21 protein-coding genes and 1 pseudogene are annotated in these 20,238 nt (G+C 68.1%); 21 read left to right on the forward strand and 1 reads right to left on the reverse strand.

Going from position 1 to position 20,238, the window contains the following annotated elements:
- Nucleotides 1-102 precede the first annotated feature (102 nt).
- The 21 genes from rpmF to nagZ all read left to right on the forward strand — a co-directional run bounded on the left by rpmF (nucleotide 103) and on the right by nagZ (nucleotide 18,988).
- A complete protein-coding gene (rpmF, locus tag OOT46_RS28755) occupies nucleotides 103-285 on the forward strand; it encodes a 50S ribosomal protein L32 (protein WP_265407060.1) in 183 nt (60 codons plus the stop codon).
- Between the two features lie 157 nt (nucleotides 286-442).
- Nucleotides 443-1,549 carry a phosphate acyltransferase PlsX gene (plsX, locus tag OOT46_RS28760; RefSeq protein WP_265407061.1) on the forward strand — a complete coding sequence of 369 codons (1,107 nt, stop codon included), beginning with the start codon at nucleotides 443-445 and terminating at the stop codon, nucleotides 1,547-1,549.
- Entirely contained in the window at nucleotides 1,546-2,538 is a 993-nt protein-coding gene (locus OOT46_RS28765) for a beta-ketoacyl-ACP synthase III (RefSeq protein ID WP_265407062.1), read from the forward strand. The genes plsX and OOT46_RS28765 overlap by 4 nt, the downstream gene beginning before the upstream one ends.
- A gap of 62 nt (nucleotides 2,539-2,600) precedes the next feature.
- Entirely contained in the window at nucleotides 2,601-3,539 is a 939-nt protein-coding gene (gene fabD, locus OOT46_RS28770; RefSeq protein WP_265407063.1) for an ACP S-malonyltransferase, read from the forward strand.
- The gene (fabG, locus tag OOT46_RS28775; protein WP_265407064.1) at nucleotides 3,536-4,285 is read left to right on the forward strand and encodes a 3-oxoacyl-ACP reductase FabG; all 750 of its coding nucleotides are present in this window, start codon (nucleotides 3,536-3,538) and stop codon (nucleotides 4,283-4,285) included. Before fabD ends, fabG begins: the two co-directional genes overlap by 4 nt.
- 122 nt (nucleotides 4,286-4,407) lie before the next feature.
- A complete protein-coding gene (acpP, locus tag OOT46_RS28780) occupies nucleotides 4,408-4,647 on the forward strand; it encodes an acyl carrier protein (RefSeq protein ID WP_047196359.1) in 240 nt (79 codons plus the stop codon).
- 43 nt (nucleotides 4,648-4,690) lie between these two features.
- The gene (gene fabF, locus OOT46_RS28785; RefSeq protein WP_265407065.1) at nucleotides 4,691-5,935 is read left to right on the forward strand and encodes a beta-ketoacyl-ACP synthase II; all 1,245 of its coding nucleotides are present in this window, start codon (nucleotides 4,691-4,693) and stop codon (nucleotides 5,933-5,935) included.
- A 20-nt stretch (nucleotides 5,936-5,955) separates the two neighbouring features.
- The gene (locus OOT46_RS28790) at nucleotides 5,956-6,450 is read left to right on the forward strand and encodes a hypothetical protein (protein ID WP_265407066.1); all 495 of its coding nucleotides are present in this window, start codon (nucleotides 5,956-5,958) and stop codon (nucleotides 6,448-6,450) included.
- Nucleotides 6,440-7,045: an RNA polymerase sigma factor RpoE gene (gene rpoE, locus OOT46_RS28795; protein ID WP_265407079.1), complete on the forward strand. Its 606-nt coding sequence runs from the start codon at nucleotides 6,440-6,442 to the stop codon at nucleotides 7,043-7,045. The genes OOT46_RS28790 and rpoE overlap by 11 nt, the downstream gene beginning before the upstream one ends.
- Before the next feature lie 15 nt (nucleotides 7,046-7,060).
- The gene (locus OOT46_RS28800; protein ID WP_265407067.1) at nucleotides 7,061-7,765 is read left to right on the forward strand and encodes a sigma-E factor negative regulatory protein; all 705 of its coding nucleotides are present in this window, start codon (nucleotides 7,061-7,063) and stop codon (nucleotides 7,763-7,765) included.
- Complete coding sequence (locus OOT46_RS28805; RefSeq protein WP_265407068.1) at nucleotides 7,766-8,794, forward strand: MucB/RseB C-terminal domain-containing protein; 1,029 nt, start codon at nucleotides 7,766-7,768, stop codon at nucleotides 8,792-8,794.
- Between the two features lie 60 nt (nucleotides 8,795-8,854).
- Nucleotides 8,855-10,351: a DegQ family serine endoprotease gene (locus OOT46_RS28810; RefSeq protein WP_265407069.1), complete on the forward strand. Its 1,497-nt coding sequence runs from the start codon at nucleotides 8,855-8,857 to the stop codon at nucleotides 10,349-10,351.
- A gap of 581 nt (nucleotides 10,352-10,932) precedes the next feature.
- Complete coding sequence (gene lepA / locus OOT46_RS28815) at nucleotides 10,933-12,741, forward strand: translation elongation factor 4 (RefSeq protein WP_265407070.1); 1,809 nt, start codon at nucleotides 10,933-10,935, stop codon at nucleotides 12,739-12,741.
- A 60-nt stretch (nucleotides 12,742-12,801) separates the two neighbouring features.
- Entirely contained in the window at nucleotides 12,802-13,767 is a 966-nt protein-coding gene (gene lepB, locus OOT46_RS28820; protein ID WP_265407071.1) for a signal peptidase I, read from the forward strand.
- Between the two features lie 47 nt (nucleotides 13,768-13,814).
- Nucleotides 13,815-14,177 carry a DUF4845 domain-containing protein gene (locus OOT46_RS28825; protein WP_265407072.1) on the forward strand — a complete coding sequence of 121 codons (363 nt, stop codon included), beginning with the start codon at nucleotides 13,815-13,817 and terminating at the stop codon, nucleotides 14,175-14,177.
- 53 nt (nucleotides 14,178-14,230) lie between these two features.
- On the forward strand, nucleotides 14,231-14,917 hold the full coding sequence (gene rnc, locus OOT46_RS28830) for a ribonuclease III (RefSeq protein WP_265407073.1): 687 nt from the start codon (nucleotides 14,231-14,233) through the stop codon (nucleotides 14,915-14,917).
- Between the two features lie 23 nt (nucleotides 14,918-14,940).
- Nucleotides 14,941-15,906, forward strand: a complete 966-nt coding sequence (gene era, locus OOT46_RS28835; protein WP_416136272.1) for a GTPase Era — start codon at nucleotides 14,941-14,943, stop codon at nucleotides 15,904-15,906.
- A 32-nt stretch (nucleotides 15,907-15,938) separates the two neighbouring features.
- A complete protein-coding gene (gene recO / locus OOT46_RS28840; protein ID WP_265407075.1) occupies nucleotides 15,939-16,733 on the forward strand; it encodes a DNA repair protein RecO in 795 nt (264 codons plus the stop codon).
- Nucleotides 16,730-17,527, forward strand: a complete 798-nt coding sequence (locus OOT46_RS28845; RefSeq protein ID WP_265407076.1) for a pyridoxine 5'-phosphate synthase — start codon at nucleotides 16,730-16,732, stop codon at nucleotides 17,525-17,527. Before recO ends, OOT46_RS28845 begins: the two co-directional genes overlap by 4 nt.
- A complete protein-coding gene (gene acpS / locus OOT46_RS28850; RefSeq protein WP_265407077.1) occupies nucleotides 17,524-17,919 on the forward strand; it encodes a holo-ACP synthase in 396 nt (131 codons plus the stop codon). The genes OOT46_RS28845 and acpS overlap by 4 nt, the downstream gene beginning before the upstream one ends.
- Before the next feature lie 4 nt (nucleotides 17,920-17,923).
- A complete protein-coding gene (gene nagZ, locus OOT46_RS28855; protein WP_265407078.1) occupies nucleotides 17,924-18,988 on the forward strand; it encodes a beta-N-acetylhexosaminidase in 1,065 nt (354 codons plus the stop codon).
- Between the two features lie 141 nt (nucleotides 18,989-19,129).
- On the opposite strand, the pseudogene OOT46_RS28860 reads toward nagZ, so the two are convergent.
- Nucleotides 19,130-20,238 (reverse strand): annotated as a pseudogene (locus OOT46_RS28860) (ribonuclease E/G); the annotation flags it as partial.

Raw genomic sequence — 20,238 nt, forward strand, 5'->3', positions numbered from 1 at the left:
TGGCGCGGCGTATTTCCGCCTTCCGGCCGGTCGGTCGCTCACTGCCCCTGGCGCAACCTGGCCAAGCGGTGCTAGAATCTCGGGTTTTCCAAGGAGCGAGCCATGGCCGTTCAACAGAACAAAAAATCGCCGTCCAAGCGCGGGATGCACCGTGCCCACCAGCACCTGAACACCCCGGGGACTGCGATCGAGCCGACCACCGGCGAAACCCATCTGCGTCACCACATCAGCCCCACCGGTTTCTACCGCGGGCGCAAGGTTCTCAAGACCAAGGCCGACGCCTGATCTTCGCGATCGGGCGATGGGCCGACCTGCATGAGCCAACCCGGGTGGTGCGCTCTGCGGGCTCTTGCCTTTGCAGCTGTTGCTATGGCGGGTCCGGCGAGTTGTTTGCCGGGTCCGGCAGGGCGGGCATTCGTGCCGGCCTCCTTCGGTGCCAGCGATGAATTCCTCTGCTGATGTTTCTCCGCGGGCCGGGCGCCCCGTGCGCGTGGCCGTGGATTGCATGGGTGGCGACTTCGGTCCGTCGGTGACCCTGCCTGCCTGCGAAGCCTTTCTGCGTGCGCACCCCGACGCCGAGCTGATCCTGGTCGGCCGGCCCGAGGCGCTGGCGCCAGCGCAGTCGTGGTCACGCTGCACCATCGTCGCGGCCACCGAGGTGGTGGAGATGGACGACCCGGTCGAGGTGGCCTTGCGCCGCAAGAAGAACTCGTCCATGCGCGTCGCCATCAGCCAGGTGAAGCCGGGCGAGGGTGTGGTCGCGGCCGATGCCTGCGTGTCCGCCGGAAACACCGGCGCGTTGATGGCCGTCTCGCGCTATCTGCTCAAGACCCTGGGCGGCATCGACCGCCCGGCGATCGCCACCGTGATGCCCAACCAGAAGGACGGCTACACCACGGTGCTCGACCTCGGCGCCAATGTCGATTGCGAACCTCACCACCTGCTGCAGTTTGCCGTGATGGGCAGCGCGCTGGTGGCCGCCGTCGAAGGCAAGGCCAACCCGAGCGTGGGCCTGCTCAACATCGGCGAGGAAGCGATCAAGGGCAGCGAGACAATCAAACGCGCCGGCGAGTTGCTGCGTTCGGTGGCCGAGGCCGGCCAAGTGAACTTCTACGGCAACGTCGAGGGCAACGACATCTTCAAGGGCACCACCGACATCGTCGTTTGCGACGGTTTTGTCGGCAATGTGGTGCTGAAGGCGTCCGAGGGCCTGGCCACGATGTTGTCCAGTTTCATCAAGCAGGAATTCACCCGCAACTTCCTGACCAAACTGGCGGCGATCGTCGCGCTTCCGGTGCTGAAGCACTTCAAGAACCGTGTCGACTACCGCCGGTACAACGGTGCGGCGCTGCTCGGCTTGCGCGGCCTGGTCTTCAAGAGCCACGGTTCGGCTGACGCCTTCGCGTTCGAGCAGGCCCTCAATCGGGCGTATGATGCGGCCCGAAACCGGTTGCTCGACCGGGTCCATGACCGGATCCTGGAAACCCTCCAAGCCCTGCCCCCGGCGGGCGGCCCCGAGGACCAGGTGCAGGTCGCTTCTACCGCATGAGCGTTATTTCATCTCTTACCTATTCCCGCATCACCGGCACCGGCAGCTACCTGCCGCCCAAGCGCGTGAGCAATGCGGAGTTCGCAGCCGAACTGGCGCAGCAGGGCATCGAGACGTCCGACCAGTGGATCGTCGAACGCACCGGCATTCGCGCGCGCCACTTTGCGGCGCCTGAGGTCGGGTCCAGCGACCTGGCGGTGGAGGCGGCCCGGCATGCGCTCGAGGCGGCCGGTGTCGCGGCCGCGCAGCTGGATCTGATCATCGTCGCGACCTCCACGCCCGACATGGTCTTCCCTTCGACGGCCTGTCTGGTGCAGCAGAAGCTCGGCGTGCACGGCTGCGCGGCCTTCGACGTGCAGGCGGTGTGCTCGGGTTTCGTCTACGGCCTCACCGTCGCCGACTCGATGATCCGCTCGGGTGCCGCCCGCAAGGCCCTGGTCATCGGCGCCGAGGTGTTCTCCCGCATCCTCGACTTCAAGGACCGCACCACCTGCGTCCTGTTCGGCGACGGCGCCGGCGCGGTGGTGCTGGAAGCGAGTGACACCCCCGGCGTGCTCGCGACCGAACTGCATGCCGACGGGCGCCATGTCGACATCCTCTGCACGCCCGGCACGGTGGCTGGCGGCTCGGTGCTGGGCGATCCGCTGCTGAAAATGGACGGCCAGGCGGTCTTCAAGCTCGCCGTCGGCGTGCTGGAAGATGTCGCCCGCTCGGTGCTGGCCAAGGCCGGTCGCAGCGAGGCCGACATCGACTGGCTGATCCCGCACCAGGCCAACATCCGCATCATGCAGATGACGGCCCGCAAGCTGAAGCTGGACATGGACAAGGTCGTCGTGACGGTCGACCAGCACGGCAACACCTCCGCCGCCTCGATTCCGCTGGCGCTCGACCACGCCGTGCGTTCCGGCCGCCTGCAGCGCGGCGATACCGTGATGCTCGAGGGAGTCGGCGGCGGCTTCACCTGGGGCGCGGTGCTGCTCGACTTCTGAGCCCCGGCCCGCCTGTCCGCGCCTTCCGACCTTCCATCAAGCTCAGAGCACTATTTCCTAAGATGAATCCGTTCGCCTTCGTGTTCCCCGGCCAGGGGTCGCAGTCCGTCGGCATGCTGGACGCCTGGGGTGAGCACCCCGTCGTGCGCGAGACCCTGCAGGAAGCCTCCGACGCCCTCGGCCAGGACATCGGCCAGCTGATCGCCGAGGGGCCCAAGGAGGCGCTGGATCTGACCACCAACACCCAGCCGGTGATGCTCACCGCGGGCATCGCCTGCTACCGCGCGTGGATGGCCGAGACCGGGCTGGCACCGGCCCTGGTCGCCGGCCACTCGCTCGGTGAGTACACTGCCCTGGTCGCGGCCGGTACCCTGGCCCTGGCGGATGCGCTGCCCTTGGTGCGCTTCCGCGCCCAGGCCATGCAGGAGGCAGTGCCGGTGGGCACCGGCGGCATGGCCGCCATCCTCGGTCTCGACGCCGCGCTGGTGCGCGAAGGCTGTGCCGAGGCCCAGGCGGCAGTCGGTGACGTGGTCGAGGCCGTCAACTTCAACGATCCCAAGCAGACCGTGATTGCCGGCACCAAGGCCGCGGTCGAGAAGGCCTGCGAGGTGCTCAAGGGCAAGGGCGCCAAGCGGGCCCTGCCGCTGCCGGTGTCGGCTCCCTTCCATTCCAGCCTGATGCGCCCGGCTGCCGAACGCCTGCGCGAGCGCCTTGCGCAGACGGCTTTTGCCGGCGGCGGCATTGCCGTGCTGAACAACGTCGACGTAAAGGTCGAGACCGAGCCCCAGGCGATCCGCGACGCGCTGTACCGCCAGGCCTTCGGCGCGGTGCGCTGGGTCGAGACGGTGCAGGCTTTGAAGGCGCGCGGCCTTGCGCGGGTCGTCGAGTGCGGGCCGGGCAAGGTGCTGGCCGGCATGGTCAAGCGTATCGATGCCGAGATCGTCACCGGCACTGTGTTCGACCCCGCCTCGCTCGCCGAGGTGAAAGGTTTGCTGCAATGAACGAGACCGATATCCAGTCGCAGGTTGCCCTGGTCACCGGAGCCACCCGGGGCATCGGCCGCGCCATCGCGCTCGAGCTGGCGCGCAAGGGCATGACCGTGATCGGCACCGCCACCTCGGAAGCGGGCGCCGCCGCCATCAGCGAAGCCTTGGCCGGCAAGGCGAAGAGCCGGGGCATCTGCCTGAACGTCAATGACGCAGCGGGCGTGGAAGCCGCGGTCGACGGCCTGGTCAAGGAGTTCGGCGCGCTGCACGTGCTGGTCAACAACGCCGGCATCACGCGCGACACGCTGTCGATGCGCATGAAGGACGACGACTGGGATGCCGTGCTCGACACCAACCTGAAGGCGGTGTTCCGTCTTTCCCGTGCGGTGGTCCGTCCGATGATGAAACAGCGCTACGGCCGCATCGTCAACATCACCTCGGTGGTGGGCGCCAGCGGCAACGCGGGGCAGGCCAACTACGCGGCGGCCAAGGCCGGCGTGGCGGGCATGACCCGTTCGCTGGCGCGCGAGCTGGGCAGCCGCGGGATCACGGTGAACTGCATCGCCCCGGGCTTCATCGAAACCGACATGACCAAGGCCCTGAGCGAGCAGCAGACCGAGGCCTTGATGAGTCAGATCCCGCTGGGCCGGCTGGGGCGTGCCGAAGACATCGCACACGCCGTGGCCTTTGTCGCATCGCCGCAGGCCGGATACATCACCGGCGCGGAACTGCACGTCAATGGCGGCATGTATATGAGTTGAGCGCCATCGCGGCGCCGAACCGGTCAGAGCCCGTCCGGGAGCGCGGTCGCGCGGTGGACTTCGAGGTGTCACCGCATGGTCGTAAAATCACGGGCTGTTTTTGAAAACCTCCTGGAGGAGTCATGAGCGATATCGAAGCACGCGTCAAAAAGATCATTGCCGAACAACTCGGCGTGGCTGAGAGCGAAGTCACCAACGAGAAGGCGTTCGTGGCCGACCTGGGCGCCGACTCGCTGGACACCGTCGAGCTCGTGATGGCGCTGGAAGACGAGTTCGGTATCGAGATTCCGGACGAAGAAGCCGAGAAGATCACGACCGTTCAGCTCGCGATCGACTACGCCCTGAAGCACCAGAAGGCCTGAACGGCCTGCCTGCCCCTCCCGACCGAACTGAGTATTCCAGCGCATGAGCCGTCGTCGTGTCGTCGTGACCGGCCTGGGTCTTGTCACCCCCGTGGGCAACACGGTGGCCGAGTCCTGGTCCAATCTTCTTGCTGGCAAGTCCGGCATCGACCACATCTCCAAGTTCGATGCCAGCAACCTTGCCTGCCGTTTCGCAGGCGAGGTCAAGGGCTTCAACGTCGAGGACTACATCCCGGGCAAGGAAGCCCGCCACATGGACACCTTCATCCACTACGGAATGGCGGCTTCCATCCAGGCGGTGCAGGACAGCGGCCTTCCCACGGGTGAAGCGCTGGGCGAGGAGGTGGCCGAGCGCATCGGCTGCCTGGTCGGTTCAGGCATCGGCGGCCTGCCGATGATCGAGGAGACCCACACCGAGATGAACAGCCGCGGCCCGCGGCGTATCTCGCCGTTTTTCGTGCCGGCCTCGATCATCAACATGATCTCGGGTCATGTCTCGATCAAGTACGGTTTCAAGGGCCCCAACCTGGCGATCGTGACGGCCTGTACCACCGGCCTGCACTGCATCGGCGAGGCCGGTCGGTTGATCGAATACGGCGACGCGGACGTGATGATCGCCGGCGGTGCCGAGTCCACCGTCTCGCCGCTGGGTGTCGGCGGCTTTGCCGCAGCGCGTGCGCTGTCGACCCGCAACGACGATCCCAAGACGGCCTCGCGCCCCTGGGACAAGGATCGCGACGGTTTTGTTCTAGGTGAGGGCGCGGGTGTCCTGGTGCTCGAGGAATACGAGCACGCGAAAAAGCGCGGCGCGAAGATCTATGCCGAACTGGCCGGCTTCGGCATGAGCGCCGATGCCTTCCACATGACCGCCCCCAACGTGGACGGCCCGCGCCGTTCGATGCAGGCGGCGTTGCGCAATGCCGGGCTCAACCCGGACCAGGTCGACTATCTCAACGCCCACGGTACCTCGACGCCGCTGGGCGACGCCAACGAGACCAACGCCATCAAGCTGGCCTTTGGCGACGCAGCCCGCCAGTTGGTGGTGAACTCCACCAAGTCGATGACCGGCCACCTGTTGGGCGGCGCCGGCGGGATCGAGTCGGCCTTCACCGTGCTGGCGCTGCACCACCAGGTGTCGCCGCCGACCATCAATATCTTCAACCAGGATCCCGAGTGTGACCTGGACTACTGTGCGAACACCGCACGGCAGATGAAAATCGATGTGGCGCTGAAGAACAACTTCGGTTTCGGTGGCACCAACGGCTCGCTGGTCTTCAAGCGAGTCTGAGCCTGCCGGCCCAGTGCCGCATGCGCACGGCGCCCGCCCTCCAACTCACGGTCCGGCCTTCCGGGCCTTGGGTCTTGGGCGTGGCGGCGCTGGCGCTCGGCACGGTGGCCAGCCTGCTCGCCTGGTTGCAGCTCGCCCCGTTGCCTGCGGGCCTGGGGCTGGTGCTGGGCCTGGTCGTCGTGCCGGCGGCCTCGCTCATCGCCTGGCTCGAATGGCGGCGTCCCCCGCTGCACCTCCACTGGGACGGCCGGCGCTGGCACTGGCAGGCTGCGGATGCGGCACGGCCGAGAGCCTGCAGCGGACGGGTGGAGGTGGCGGCCGACCTGGGCCGCTGGATGCTGCTGCGGCTCTGGCCCGACTCGCCCGGGGCTGCCGGGGCCGGACGCGGCCTCTGGCTGCCCGTGCAGGCCGCCGGTCTGGGGCCGGGCTGGCACGCGCTGCGCTGTGCGTTATATTCGCCCACTCCCGTGGCCGACCCGCTGGCTGCAACGAACCCCGCAACGGATGAGCGCTGACGCTGATGCCCTGTTGATCGAGCGCGTCAAGCGCGGCGACCAGAAAGCTTTCGAGCTGCTGGTGATCAAGTACCAGCGCAAGATCGAGCGCCTGATCGCCCGCATGGTGCGCGACGCCGACCTGATCCAGGACATCGCCCAGGAAACTTTCATCCGCGCCTACCGGGCCTTGCCCCAGTTCCGTGGCGAGAGCGCCTTCTATACCTGGCTTTACCGCATCGCGGTCAATACCGCGAAAAAGGCTTTGGTCGAGCTCAAACGCGACCCGCTGGTGACCGAAACCGCCCTGTCCGCGGCGGACGACGAGGACGAAACTTCCCGCGTCGAGAACGAACTAAGCGATGGTGAAACACCGGAGGCGGTGCTTGCCAGCAAGGAAATCGCCTCGACCGTGAATGCGGCGATCGAAGCCCTCTCCGAAGATTTGCGCCAGGCCATCACCTTGCGTGAAATCGAAGGTTTGAGCTATGACGAGATTGCCGAAGTGATGAATTGCCCGATCGGCACGGTCCGTTCGCGCATCTTTCGCGCCCGCGAGGCCATTGCCGAGCGGTTGCGACCCCTGTTGGATACGCCGGACGGCAAGCGTTGGTGATTGAGGAGCGCAGTGATGTCTATCGAAGGTTTGCGTGTGGGAGGGCTGAGCGCCGAAGCGCGCGAGCGGCTGTCGGCGCTGGCTGACGGTGAGGCGGGTGCCGAGGACCTGCAGCTCGCGCTGTCCGCTTGGCGCGAGGACGGACGTGCTCGCGCGGGAAGCTGCGAGACCTGGCATGCCTACCACCTGATCGGCGACGTGATGCGCTCCGAGGACCTGTGCGGCAGCGGTCGTGACGATCTGTTCCTCAGCCGGCTGCGTGCGCGGCTGGCCGAGGAACCGGTGGTGATCGCGCCGTCGGGCGCCGCAGCCCGCGAGGGCGATCGCTTGCCTTTGCCCGCGCAGGTCGCCAACGGGGCCCCGCTGCCGACGCGCCGCCGCTCCTGGGTGGCGCCAATGGCGACGGCCGCCGGTGTCATGGCGGTGGCCGGTGTGCTGGTCGTGACCCGCCTGTCCGTACCGCCCTCGAGCCCGGTGGCCGGTGCCCAGCTGGCCCAGGCGGCCGCTCCGGCAGCGGCCAGCGCTGCATTGCAGCAGGTCTCCGCCTCCGCCGTGCCGTCGCCTGCGGAGACGGCGGTCGTGGTGGGCAACGGCACGCTGGTGCGTGATGCCCGGCTGGACCAGTACCTGAACGCCCACAAGCAGTTCGGCGGCAGCTCCGCCCTCGGCGTACCGTCCGGCTTCCTGCGCGGCGCCACCTACGAAGGCCCGAACCGCTGAATGAGCCCGATGCAAGCGCGACGCTGGTGGACGCCCTGGCTCGGCTGGGGGATGGCGGCCTTCATGAGCTTCGGCGCCCTGGCTCAGGCCCAGGACGTGCCGCTGCAGCGCACCGAGGTGAGGAACTGGCTGCTGCGTATCCATGAGGCCGCGCAGCAACGCAACTTCCACGGCACCTTTGTCGTCAGCGCCGGCGGCCAGGTGGTGAGCTCGCGCATCGCGCACTACTGCGACGGTAGCAACCAGTACGAGCGCATCGAGTCGCTCGATGGCCAGATGCGGCGCGTGTTTCGCCACAACGATCTGGTAGCGACGCTGTGGCCCGGCTCGCGGCTGGCCGTGCTCGAGCACCGCGAGACGCTGAGCACTTTCCCGGCACTGCTGCACAGCGACGGCGACCGCCTGTCGGATCTCTACGAGGTGCGCCGGCAGGGCGACGACCGGGTCGCCGGCCACGAGGCCGAGGTGCTGCTGGTGCGGCCGCGCGACGCCTACCGCTGGGGCTATCGTCTGTGGGCCGAACGAGCCAGCGGGCTGCTGCTGCGGGCCGAGGTGCTGGGCGGACAGGAGGATGTGCTGGAGTCGTCGGCGTTCTCCGACGTCGCGATCGGTGTCAAGCCGCAGCCCGAGTCCGTCACCCAGCCGATGAAGCGGCTCGAGGGCTACCGGGTGGACCGCCCGGCGCTCACCAAGACCGGGTATGAGCAGGAGGGCTGGGTCTACCGGCAGAAGCCACCGGGCTTCCAGCACGTCAACAGCGTGAAGCGTGAGCTCGACGCGCAGACTGCGGGTCGCCCCGGTGAGCCGGCCCGGCAGCTGCTGCAGACCATCTTCTCCGACGGGCTGGCCCACGTGTCCATCTTCGTCGAGCCGTACGACGCGAACCGCCATCGGGCCGAAGTGCTGATGAGCATGGGCGCGACGCAAACGCTCACCCGGCGCTACCGCGACTGGTGGGTCACCGCGGTGGGCGAGGTTCCTCCGACGACCCTGCGACTGTTCGTGCAGGGCCTCGAGCGCAAGAAGTAGACGCTGGCGCTCCGGTCTGGTTGCTGCGGCGCACCGCAGCGTGTTTCCTTGAGGTGATCGATGACTGCAAGAACCATTTCGAGTGGAGGCTTGCCCTCGTTTCGTCACGCGGCCGCATCGCTGCTTGCCGCTGCGAGCCTGGTGCTCGCGCTGCCGGTCCCCGGCCACGCCCAGCCGGGGCAGGGCCTGCCCGACTTCACCGAGCTGGTGGAGCGGGTCGGGCCGTCGGTGGTGAACATCCGCACCACCGAACGCGTGCGGGGCGGGCAGGGCAGTGCCGCGCCGCAGATGGACGAAGACATGCAGGAGTTTTTCCGACGCTTCTTCGGCGTGCCGCTGCCCGGCCAGCCAAATCCGCGCCAGGACCCGCGTCGCGCACCCAGGCCCGGGCAGGAAGAGGAGCAGCCGCGCGGCGTCGGCTCCGGCTTCATCCTGACGGCCGACGGTTTCGTGATGACCAATGCCCATGTGGTGGAAGGCGCCGACGAGGTCTATGTCACCTTGACCGACAAGCGCGAGTTCAAGGCCCGCATCGTGGGCACCGACAAGCGCACCGACGTCGCGGTGGTGAAGATCGATGCCGCCGGGCTGCCTGCCGTGCGTGTCGCCGACGTGGGCAAGCTCAAGGTCGGCGAGTGGGTGATGGCGATCGGCTCGCCCTTCGGCCTCGACAACACCGTGACGGCCGGCATCGTGAGCGCCAAACAGCGTGACACGGGTGACTACCTGCCCTTCATCCAGACCGACGTCGCGATCAACCCCGGCAACTCGGGCGGCCCGCTCCTGAACCTCCGCGGTGAGGTGGTCGGCATCAACTCGCAGATCTACAGCCGCTCGGGCGGCTCGATCGGCATCTCCTTCGCGATCCCGATCGACGAGGCGATGCGCGTCGCCGACCAGCTGCGCGCGACCGGCCGCGTGGTGCGGGGGCGCATCGGGGTGCAGATCGACCAGGTGACCAAGGAGGTCGCCGAATCCCTTGGCCTGGGCAAGCCCATCGGTGCAGTGGTGCGCAGCGTGGAGCCCGGCGGCCCGGCCGAGAAGGCCGGTGTCGAGGCAGGCGACATCATCACCCGCTTCGACGGCAAGACCATCGAGCGTGCGGCGGAGCTGCCCCGCATCGTCGGCAACAGCAAGCCCGGCAGCAAGCTCAGCCTGCAGGTGTTCCGCCGCGGCAACTACCGCGACCTCAGCGTCACCGTGGCCGAAATCGAGCCCGAGCGCCCGCGCCGTGTTTCTGGCAGCGAGCCGCGCGCGAGCGGCCCGGGCGCCGGTGCCGCGGCCCAGAGCATCGGCTTGGCGGTGTCGGAGCTGAGCGAGGCGCAGCAGCGCGAGCTGGGCCAGAAGGGCGGCGTGCGCGTCGAATCGGCCGAGGGCGCGGCCGGGCGCGCCGGCTTGCGTGAAGGCGACATCATCCTGGCGGTCGGCAACACGGAAATCAAGGACACACGGCAGTTCGAGACGGTGCTGAGCCGCATCGACCGCAGCAAGCCCTTCAACCTCCTGTTCCGCCGCGGCGAGTGGGCGCAGTACGCGGTGATCCGGCCCACCCGTTGACCGCACGGGCGTGGGCCCCGTGGGGCCCGTCCGTCTCTTTTCGCAACACCCGGCAACCGACCAAGTTGTCGGGTTTTTTCATGTGGCGGAATACGGGTGGCTCCGGCCGCCCGACTGTGTTGCTCTGGCCATGTTGATAAGTCTTTTTTGGAAAGTGGGTGTGGGCCCACTTACACGGCCGCCAGTCCGAGATTCCCGGTACATTTCGATAAAATCGGTCGTTCGGGTGGCGCTTTACGCCGCCGTCCCGCTGCTAGTCGGCCAGCTTTGAAACTATCCCCAAACAGTCCACATGAATCTGTGGATAAGCTGTGCAAAAAATGTGCTGTTGGTGCAGTGCAACGTGCCGTCCACCCGCCGCGGTGCGGTTCTCTGCCGGGGGGTTTTCGCTACAATGAAGGTCCAACAAAGCAGTTGCCATACCTTTTTGTTGGAAGGCGCGTCGCCGATTCGACGCGCCTTTTTTTTAGGCCCCACCGGCACGCTGGCGCGGCCCTGGCACACTGCTGCGCCTGCCTCGCGGCGCATGCGCCCGATGGCGGGCTGCACCACTCGGCTCACATGAGCCCTAGTTCGTTCTCATGAACCACATTCGCAACTTCTCCATCATTGCCCACATCGACCACGGCAAGTCGACGCTCGCGGATCGGCTGATCCAACGTTGCGGCGGCTTGAGCGACCGCGAGATGGAAGCGCAGGTGCTCGACTCGATGGACATCGAGCGCGAGCGTGGCATCACGATCAAGGCGCAGACCGCGGCGCTGCAGTACACCGCGCGCGACGGCAAGGTCTACAACCTGAACCTGATCGACACGCCCGGACACGTGGACTTCAGCTACGAGGTGAGCCGCTCGCTGTCGGCCTGCGAGGGCGCTCTGCTCGTCGTCGATGCCAGTCAGGGTGTCGAGGCGCAGACGGTGGCCAACTGCTACACCGCGCTGGACCTTGGCGTCGAGGTGGTGCCGGTGCTCAACAAGATGGACCTGCCGCAGGCCGATCCCGACCGGGCCAAGGCAGAGATCGAGGACGTCATCGGCATCGACGCCGCCGACGCCATCCCCTGCTCGGCCAAGACCGGCGAGGGGATCGACGACATCCTCGAGGCCGTGATCCAGCGCATGCCGGCGCCGCGCGGTATCGCCGAGGCGCCGCTGCGCGCGGTGATCATCGACTCCTGGTTCGACAATTACGTCGGTGTCGTGATGCTGGTGCGGGTGGTCGACGGCGAGCTGAAGAAGGGCGAGCGCATCAAGATGATGGCGACCAACGCCGTCTACAACGCCGAACAGCTGGGTGTGTTCACGCCCAAGTCGCTGCCGCGCGAGGTGCTCAAGGCGGGCGAGGTGGGGTTCGTGATTGCCGGCATCAAGGAGCTGCAGGCAGCCAAGGTGGGCGACACCATCACGCTGGAGAAGAAGCTGCCCAACAACCTGGGCAGTGCCTCGGACGCCCTGCCGGGCTTCAAGGAGATCCAGCCCCAGGTTTTCGCCGGTCTCTACCCGACCGAGGCGAGCGAGTACGACCAGTTGCGCGACGCGCTGGAGAAGCTCAAGCTCAACGACTCCTCGCTGCGCTTCGAGCCCGAGGTCTCACAGGCGCTCGGCTTCGGCTTCCGCTGTGGTTTCCTGGGCCTGCTCCACATGGAGATCGTGCAGGAGCGTCTGGAACGCGAGTTCGATCAGGACCTGATCACCACCGCGCCCAGCGTCATCTACGAGGTGGAGCTCAACAGCGGCGAGGTGATCCAGGTCGAGAACCCGTCCAAGATGCCCGACCTGGGCCGCATCCGTGAGATCCGCGAGCCCATCGTCACGGTGCACCTCTACATGCCGCAGGACTATGTCGGCCCGGTCATGACGCTGGCCAACCAGAAGCGCGGCGTGCAGATCAACATGGCCTACCACGGCCGCCAGGTCATGCTGACCTACGACATGCCGCTGGCCGAGATCGTGCTCGACTTCTTCGACAAGCTGAAGTCGGTCTCGCGCGGCTACGCCTCGATGGACTACGAGTTCAAGGAGTACCGCGCCGCCGATGTCGTCAAGGTCGACATCCTGATCAACGGCGACCGGGTCGATGCGCTGTCCATCATCGTGCACCGCAGCCAGAGCCAGTACCGCGGCCGCGCGGTGGCGGCCAAGATGCGCGAACAGATCCCGCGGCAGATGTACGACGTGGCAATCCAGGCGGCCATCGGCGCCAACATCATCGCGCGCGAGACGATCAAGGCGCTGCGCAAGAACGTGCTGGCAAAATGCTACGGTGGCGATATCTCCCGCAAGCGCAAGCTGCTGGAGAAACAAAAAGCCGGCAAGAAGCGGATGAAGCAGATCGGCACCGTCGAGGTGCCGCAGGAAGCTTTCCTTGCCATCCTTCAGGTCGATGACTGAGGCCGGCATGCCGGCCGTCGGTCCGTCACGACCCCTGATATCCCACTGACTGGAGCCTGGATGGGACTGCTCACTGGAGCTTTGTATGCCTGCCTGATCGTTTACCTGGGCGGCTGGTACCTCGGCGAATGGCACGGCAACTTTTCGCTGCTGCTGTTCATCCTCACCATCGTGACCTTCGGCTACTGGCTGGCCGAGCGGCTGCGCTTCGCGCCGGCCCGGCGGCGGGCCGTCGAGGCCCTGGAATCGCAACACGCCTCTCGCCAGGCGGAACTGGCCCGCCGGGGCATCGCCCCGGTGGAAGACAACCTGGAGGACACGCGCAACCGCCTGCTGATGCAGCCGTGGTGGCTGGACTGGACCGCCGGGCTGTTCCCGGTGATCTGCCTGGTGTTCCTGCTGCGCTCTTTCCTTTACGAGCCCTTCAAGATCCCTTCGGGATCGATGGTGCCGACCCTGCTGGTCGGCGACCTCATCCTGGTCAACAAGTACCATTACGGCGTGCGCCTGCCGGTGATCAACAAGAAGATCATCGACGTCAACACACCGGAGCGCGGCGACGTGATGGTGTTTCGCTACCCCCTGGACACGCGCGTGGACTACATCAAGCGGGTGGTGGGCTTGCCTGGCGACGAGGTGGCCTACCGGAACAAGCGTCTTTTCATCAACGGCCAGCCGGTGGAGACGGTGCCGCTGGGCGAGTACTACGATGAAGACGGCGCGCGCTACCGCCAGCAGTTCAAGGAGAAGCTCGGCGCCGTCGAGCACCGTTTCCTGAACAACAAGGAGGAGCCGCCCTTCGTGATGGCCGCGGCCGACTTCCCCTACAAGGAAAACTGCCGCTACACGGCCGAGGGCGTGACCTGCAAGGTGCCGGCGGGGCACTACTTCATGATGGGCGACAACCGTGACAATTCTCAGGATTCGCGGGCCTGGGGCTTCGTGCCGGACGAGAACATCGTCGGCAAGGCCTTCTTGATCTGGATGAATTTGGGTAATCTCGGCCGTATCGGGTCTTTCCAGTGAGTTTGAGGGTGGCAGCACGGACAACAACACGCTCGAGGAGCACGTCGATGGCGCAAATTCCGCGGTCCCGCCAGCGAGGCGTAACGCTGCTAGGTCTGCTGTTCTGGGCCATCGTGATCGGCTCGATCGCGCTGGTCGGGATGAAGGTGTTCCCGACGCTCACCGAATACTGGGCCATCCAGCGCGCGGTGCACAAGGTGGCGCAGGAAGGCGGCACTTCGGTGCCCGAGATCCGGGCTGCCTTCGACCGCCAGAGAGACATCGACTACGGCGTCGAGGCCATCTCCGGCAAGGATCTGGAAGTCACCAAGGTCAACGACAAGGTGGTGGTGCGTTTCGCCTACGACAAGGAAGTCGAACTGGTGGAGCCGGTCTACCTGCTGATCAAGTACTCCGGCAGTTCCGAGTGATGGGCGCCGCGGTGCGAGCGCCTTGGCTCGGCCGCCGAACCGGACGCTAAGACGTGACAGACGCGGCCAAGGCGCTGGAGCGCCGACTCGACTACCGCTTTCGCCACCCGGCGCTGCTGGTGCGCGCCCTGACCCATCGCAGCTTCGGCGCCGACCACAACGAAAGGCTGGAGTTTCTCGGCGACTCGGTGCTGGGTCTGGCGATCTCGGGTCTGCTCTACGAGCGTTTCGGGGGCTCGGACGAGGGCGACCTGTCGCGGGTGCGTGCGAACCTGGTCAAGCAGGATTCCTTGCATCGCATAGCGCTGGCGCTCGAGTTGCCCGGCTGCCTCCGCCTTGGCGAAGGTGAGGCGCGCAGCGGCGGCGCGCAGCGCCCCTCCATCCTGGCCGACGCGGTCGAGGCGGTGTTTGGCGCGATCTATCTCGACGGCGGCTTCGAAGCCGCCCGCGACGTGGTGCACCGCCTGTTCGCACCGGTGCTGACGCAGCCCGACCTCAAGCGCGGCGCCAAGGACGCGAAAACCGAGCTGCAGGAGTGGCTGCAGGCCCGCAAGCTGGCCGTGCCCACCTATGCCATCGTCGCCACCCGCGGCCACGCCCACCAGCAGCTGTTTGTCGTCAGCTGCAGCGTGCCGGCGCTGGCGGTCGAAGGGCAGGGCGAGGGCGCGTCGCGCCGGGCCGCCGAACAAGTGGCGGCACAGGCCGTGCTCGCTAAACTCAAGGCGTCGCCTGGCTGCTGACGCCGCGACCCCCTTCTTCTGCAATGCAGCGCGTGCTGCCATGGATTGCCAACGTGAACGTCGAATCTTCCTCCTTGCCGCCGGCCGGCGACGCGCCTGATGAGCCGTCGCAGCAGCGCTGTGGCCTGATCGCGATCGTCGGGCGGCCGAACGTCGGCAAGTCCACGCTGCTGAATGCGCTGGTCGGCCAGAAGGTCAGCATCACCTCCCGCAAGGCCCAGACCACACGTCACCGCATCACCGGCATCTGTACCGAGGGTGACACCCAGTATGTGTTCGTCGACACGCCGGGTTTCCAGACCAAGCGCGGCAACGCGCTGCACCGTACGCTCAACCGCGCGGTGCTGTCCTCGCTGAGCGACGTTGACGTGGTGCTGTTTGTCGTCGAGGCCGGCCGCTTCGGGCTGGACGATGCCAAGGTGCTGTCGCTGGTGCCCGAGGGCAAGCCGGTTTTCCTGGTCGCCAACAAGCTCGACAAGGTGCTGCGCCGCGCCGAGCTGGCGCCGTGGCTGAAGGACATGCAGGAGCGCCACCCCTTCAACGAGTTCGTGCCGCTGAGCGCCAAGCGGGCCGAGGACGCGCAGCGCCTGCTTCAGATCGTGCGCCCCTACCTGCCCGAGCAGCCCTGGTGGCACGACGAGGAGGCGCTGACCGACCGCAGCGAGCGTTTCCTGGCCAGCGAGATCGTGCGCGAGAAGCTGTTCCGCCTTACCGGCGACGAGCTGCCCTATACCTCCACCGTCGTGATCGACAAGTTCGAGGAGGAGGGCGCGCTGCGGCGCATTGCGGCCACCATCGTGGTCGAGCGCGATGCGCACAAGGGCATGGTGATCGGCGACGGCGGTGAGCGCCTGAAGCGTATCGGTTCCGAGGCGCGCCAGGAGCTCGAGACTCTGCTGGACGCGAAGGTCTTCCTCGAACTGTGGGTCAAGGTGCGTTCCGGCTGGGCCGACGACGAGCAGCGCCTGCGCAGTTACGGCTACGAGTGACGCTGTCCGGCGGCTCACGTTTTTGATCTGCCATGGCCTCCTCGCGCGGGCGTAGCGGCGGCAGCCAGCGGCCCGGCTTCCGGGTCGTCGGCGAGCCGGCCTATGTGCTGCATCGCTACGACTGGAGCGAAACCAGCCTGATCCTCGACCTTTTCACGCGGGGCCACGGCCGCGTCGCGGTGGTCGCCAAGGGGGCCAAGCGGCCTTACTCCCAGCTGCGCCCGGTGCTGATGCCGTTCCAGCGTCTGCTCGCGAGCTTCGGCAGCCGCGACGAGGACGCCGCCGAGGTGCACACCCTGCGCGCGGCCGACTGGGCCGGCGGCGGCGCCATGCTGACCGGCAGCGCCCTCCTGACCGGCTTTTACCTGAACGAGCTGCTGATGAAGCTGCTCGCCCGCGCCGACGCCCATCCCGTGCTGTTCGACGCCTACGCGCTGACCCTGCCGCACCTGACCAGCGCCGACGAGCAGCAGGTGCAGGCGGCGCTGCGGGCCTTCGAGCTGACCTTGCTGCGCGAACTCGGCGTGCTGCCCGAACTGGGCATCGTGACGCTGACGATGGAGCCGGTGCTGCCCGCCAAAGGCTACCTGCTGCACGGCGAGTTCGGTGTGCGCGCAGGCCGCATCGGCGAGTCGGCGGCGATCGGCGGCGCCACGCTCGCGGCGCTGCAGGAGGCGCTCGACGAGGGGTCGCTGCTGGCGCTGCAGCAGGCCTGCGCCGAGGCATTGCCCGAGCTCAAGAGCGCGCTGCGCGCACTGCTTCACTATCATCTGGGGACGCCCGTGCTGCGCACGCGGCAACTGATGATGGAGCTGCAGCAGAAATGATCTTCGCCGGTACCCCGAACGCGCCCTTGCTGGGCGTCAACATCGACCACGTCGCGACCCTGCGCAATGCGCGTGGCGGGCGTTTTCCCGACCCGGTAACGGCCGCGCAGCTGGCCGTCGAGGCGGGCGCCGACATCATCACCTTTCATCTGCGCGAAGACCGCCGCCACATCCGCGATGACGACGTCGCGCGGCTCAAGGCCGCGGTGCAGGTGCCGCTGAACTTCGAAGCCGCCGTCACCGAGGAGATGCTGGGGCTCATCGAGCAGGTGCGGCCCGAACACGTCTGCCTGGTGCCCGAGCGGCGCCAGGAGGTCACCACCGAGGGCGGGCTGGATGTGGCCGGGCAGTTCGACCGCGTGAAGGACGCCTGCGCCCGGCTGGCGGCGGCCGGCTGCCGCGTCTCGCTGTTCATCGGCGCCGATCCGGTCCAGATCGAGGCCAGCGCGCGTGCCGGCGCACCCTGCATCGAGCTGCACACCGGCGCCTATGCCAACGCCTGGTGGGACCAGGACAGCGCCTTGATGGCCAGCGAGCTGCAACGGCTGCAAGACGGCCTGCGGCTGGGCCGCGCGGCCGGGCTGCAGACCAACGCCGGCCATGGCCTGGCGGTCTGGGACCACCCGGCGCCGCATCCCTTCGCCAGCAGCACCGCGGCGGTCGCGGCCCTGCCCGAGGTCGCCGAGCTGCACATCGGCCATGCGCTGATCGGGCACGCCCTCTTCGTCGGCCTGCGCCAGGCCATCGCCGACTTCAAGGCCGAGGCGGTGCGGGCCAGGAACCCGCGCCGATGATCTACGGCGTCGGCACCGACATCTGCGACCTGCGGCGCATTGCGGCGGCGCTCGACCGCCACGGCGAGCGTTTTGCACAGAAGGTGCTGGGCCCGAACGAGCTGCAGGTCTTCCGCCAGCGGTCGGCACGGGTGCCGGCGCGCGGGCTGAGCTACCTGGGCAGCCGTTTTTCGGCCAAGGAGTCCTTCTCCAAGGCGATCGGGCTGGGCATGCACATGCCCATGACCTGGCGCGACTGCGAGGTGCTCAATGCCGCGAGCGGCAAGCCCGAGATCCACCTGCACCGCGGCCTGGCCGAGTGGTTCGCGTCGCGCGGCCTGCGCGCGCACGTGAGCCTCACCGATGAATCCGACTATGCCGCCAGCTTTGTGGTGGTCGAAACGAAAGACTGACCTGATGGAATCTTCTCAGCGCATCGATCACGCCCCGGTGGTGCTCGACATTGCCGGCACCCGCTTGAACGACGACGACCGGCGCCGCCTCCAGCACCCGCTCACCGGCGGGCTCATCCTGTTCGCGCGCAACTGGCAGGACCGCCAGCAGCTCACCGAGCTGACCGCCGAGATCAAGGCCATCCGGCCGGACGTGCTGGTCTGCGTGGACCACGAAGGCGGCCGGGTGCAGCGCTTCCGCACCGATGGTTTCACCCATCTGCCGCCGATGCGGGTGCTGGGCGAGTTGTGGATGCAGGACGCGATGCTCGCCACCGACGCGGCCACCGCCTGCGGCCATGTGCTGGCAGCCGAGCTGCGCGCCTGCGGGGTCGATTTCAGCTTCACGCCGGTGCTGGACCTCGACCATGGCCCGAGCGGCGTGATTGGCGACCGCGCCTTCCATCGCGACGCCCGCGTCGCGACCCTGCTGGCCAAGAGCGTGATGCACGGCCTGCTGCTGGCCGGCATGCAGTCCTGCGGCAAGCACTTCCCTGGCCACGGTTATGTCGCGGCCGACTCGCACGTCGACGTGCCGGTGGACAAGCGCTCGCTCAAGGCCATCCTGGCTGACGACGCCAAACCCTACGAGTGGCTCAGCACCTCGCTGGCTTCGGTGATGCCGGCCCACGTGATCTATCCCAAGGTGGACAGCCAGCCGGCAGGCTTCTCCAGCCGCTGGCTGCAAGACATCCTGCGCACCCGGCTCGGCTTCACCGGCGCGATCTTCAGCGACGACCTCAGCATGCAGGGCGCCAAGGTGGTGGGCAGCTTCCTCGATGGCGCGCTTGCCGCGCTCAACGCCGGTTGCGACCTGGTGCTGTTGTGCAACCAGTCGCTCGAAGCAGGTGGCGCGGCTGTCGACGAACTGCTCGACGGCCTGGAGGCTGCCCAGGACGCCGGCCGCTGGCAGGCCAGCCCGGACAGCGAGGCGCGCCGGCTCGACCTGCTGCCCCAGACCGCACCGGTCGCCTGGGACGATCTGATGCACCGGCCGGCCTACCAGCAGGCGCTGGCGCGCTTGCCCTGAGCGCGGCGACCGTCCGGCTCACCGCAACGAAAAACGCCGCCCGGGCTGGCCCGAGGCGGCGTTTTTGTTGACCGGCTCCCGCCACCCGGGAGGGCGGGGCGGGCCGGATGCCGGAGCCGCTCGCACGGCTCGGCCCGACCCTCAGGCGTGAGGCGCCTTCGACTCGAAGGGAAGGTTCAGCTCGCGCAGGTCGGTGCGGGTCTCGACCAGCACCAGCGGGCCCTGGTCCAGTGCGACCACCGGCTTGCGCTCGCGCGGCACGCGGGCCGGCTTCGGCTCGCGAGCGATGCTTTCCTGGGCGGCGCGGACCTTGTCGGCGTCGGAGTTGACCCACTCCAGGCCGGCCTGGCTGGCGACACCACGCAGCTCGTCCAGCGCCAGCACGAAGGGCGGGACCGTCGCGGGCGGGGCGGCCACCGGCGCCTTGGCCACCGGGGCTGCCGCGGGAGCGGCCACCGGCTCGGCCGGCGTCGCGGCGGCGGCCGGCAGGTCCTGCGGCGTGGCCGGCTCGCCTTCGATCACCTCGGCTTCGGAGACCTGCTCGGTGCCGCCGTCGACGGCGGCTTCCACGCCGTCCTGCTCGCGGCGTTCGCGGCGGAAGCGGTCGCGGCCTCGGCCGCGCCGCCGGCCTTCGCCCTCGCGCGGCGTGCCTTCTTCGGCGCCGGCTTCAGCGCCGGTGAGGAACTCGCTGGCGGCCTCGGCGGCTGCCACGGCCAGGGGCTCGACATCAGCGGCCGGCGTCGGATCCAGCCCGGCCTCGGCGCTCACGCCCTCAGCACCCTCGAACCCGCCTTCGCGCTCCCGGCGACCGCGCCCGCCACGGCGGCGACGGCGGCCTTCGCGCTGTTGTTCCTCGGCCGCAGCCTCGATCGCACCGTCCTGCGGCACGGTGTCGGCAAAACCGTGTTGCACCTCGGGCAGTTCGGCCGTCTCGGTCGGTGCGATGGCTTCACGCTCGCGCTCGGGGCGCGGGCCGCGGCGGCCTTCGCCGCGCGGGGCGCGGGCTTCCTGGCCGGCGCCGGCTTCGCGGGCGTCCGCCGGGCGGTTGTCGCGCGGGGCGCGTTCGCGGCGCGGGGTTTCGGCGCCGGCTTCGGCGTCGACCGGCAGCTCGGGGCGCTCGGCGCCTCGCGCACCACGCTGGTCGCGGTCGCGGTCGCGGTCGCGGTCGCGGTTGCGAGCTTCGCCACGGCCTTCGCCGCCGCGGCCTTCACCTCGGGCCTCACCGCGGTTGTCGCGGCGGCCTCGCGGCG

The organism is Aquabacterium sp. A7-Y, assembly GCF_026153205.1.
Classification (GTDB): domain Bacteria; phylum Pseudomonadota; class Gammaproteobacteria; order Burkholderiales; family Burkholderiaceae_C; genus Caldimonas.

Excerpts from the sequence above, each read along its gene's own strand:
- rpmF (WP_265407060.1), top strand. The coding sequence starts at position 103 with ATGGCCGTTCAACAGAACAAAAAATCGCCGTCCAAGCGCGGGATGCAC.
- plsX (WP_265407061.1), top strand. The coding sequence starts at position 443 with ATGAATTCCTCTGCTGATGTTTCTCCGCGGGCCGGGCGCCCCGTGCGC.
- OOT46_RS28765 (WP_265407062.1), top strand. The coding sequence starts at position 1,546 with ATGAGCGTTATTTCATCTCTTACCTATTCCCGCATCACCGGCACCGGC.
- fabD (WP_265407063.1), top strand. The coding sequence starts at position 2,601 with ATGAATCCGTTCGCCTTCGTGTTCCCCGGCCAGGGGTCGCAGTCCGTC.
- fabG (WP_265407064.1), top strand. The coding sequence starts at position 3,536 with ATGAACGAGACCGATATCCAGTCGCAGGTTGCCCTGGTCACCGGAGCC.
- acpP (WP_047196359.1), top strand. The coding sequence starts at position 4,408 with ATGAGCGATATCGAAGCACGCGTCAAAAAGATCATTGCCGAACAACTC.
- fabF (WP_265407065.1), top strand. The coding sequence starts at position 4,691 with ATGAGCCGTCGTCGTGTCGTCGTGACCGGCCTGGGTCTTGTCACCCCC.
- OOT46_RS28790 (WP_265407066.1), top strand. The coding sequence starts at position 5,956 with ATGCGCACGGCGCCCGCCCTCCAACTCACGGTCCGGCCTTCCGGGCCT.
- rpoE (WP_265407079.1), top strand. The coding sequence starts at position 6,440 with ATGAGCGCTGACGCTGATGCCCTGTTGATCGAGCGCGTCAAGCGCGGC.
- OOT46_RS28800 (WP_265407067.1), top strand. The coding sequence starts at position 7,061 with ATGTCTATCGAAGGTTTGCGTGTGGGAGGGCTGAGCGCCGAAGCGCGC.
- OOT46_RS28805 (WP_265407068.1), top strand. The coding sequence starts at position 7,766 with ATGAGCCCGATGCAAGCGCGACGCTGGTGGACGCCCTGGCTCGGCTGG.
- OOT46_RS28810 (WP_265407069.1), top strand. The coding sequence starts at position 8,855 with ATGACTGCAAGAACCATTTCGAGTGGAGGCTTGCCCTCGTTTCGTCAC.
- lepA (WP_265407070.1), top strand. The coding sequence starts at position 10,933 with ATGAACCACATTCGCAACTTCTCCATCATTGCCCACATCGACCACGGC.
- lepB (WP_265407071.1), top strand. The coding sequence starts at position 12,802 with ATGGGACTGCTCACTGGAGCTTTGTATGCCTGCCTGATCGTTTACCTG.
- OOT46_RS28825 (WP_265407072.1), top strand. The coding sequence starts at position 13,815 with ATGGCGCAAATTCCGCGGTCCCGCCAGCGAGGCGTAACGCTGCTAGGT.
- era (WP_416136272.1), top strand. The coding sequence starts at position 14,941 with ATGCAGCGCGTGCTGCCATGGATTGCCAACGTGAACGTCGAATCTTCC.
- recO (WP_265407075.1), top strand. The coding sequence starts at position 15,939 with ATGGCCTCCTCGCGCGGGCGTAGCGGCGGCAGCCAGCGGCCCGGCTTC.
- OOT46_RS28845 (WP_265407076.1), top strand. The coding sequence starts at position 16,730 with ATGATCTTCGCCGGTACCCCGAACGCGCCCTTGCTGGGCGTCAACATC.
- acpS (WP_265407077.1), top strand. The coding sequence starts at position 17,524 with ATGATCTACGGCGTCGGCACCGACATCTGCGACCTGCGGCGCATTGCG.
- nagZ (WP_265407078.1), top strand. The coding sequence starts at position 17,924 with ATGGAATCTTCTCAGCGCATCGATCACGCCCCGGTGGTGCTCGACATT.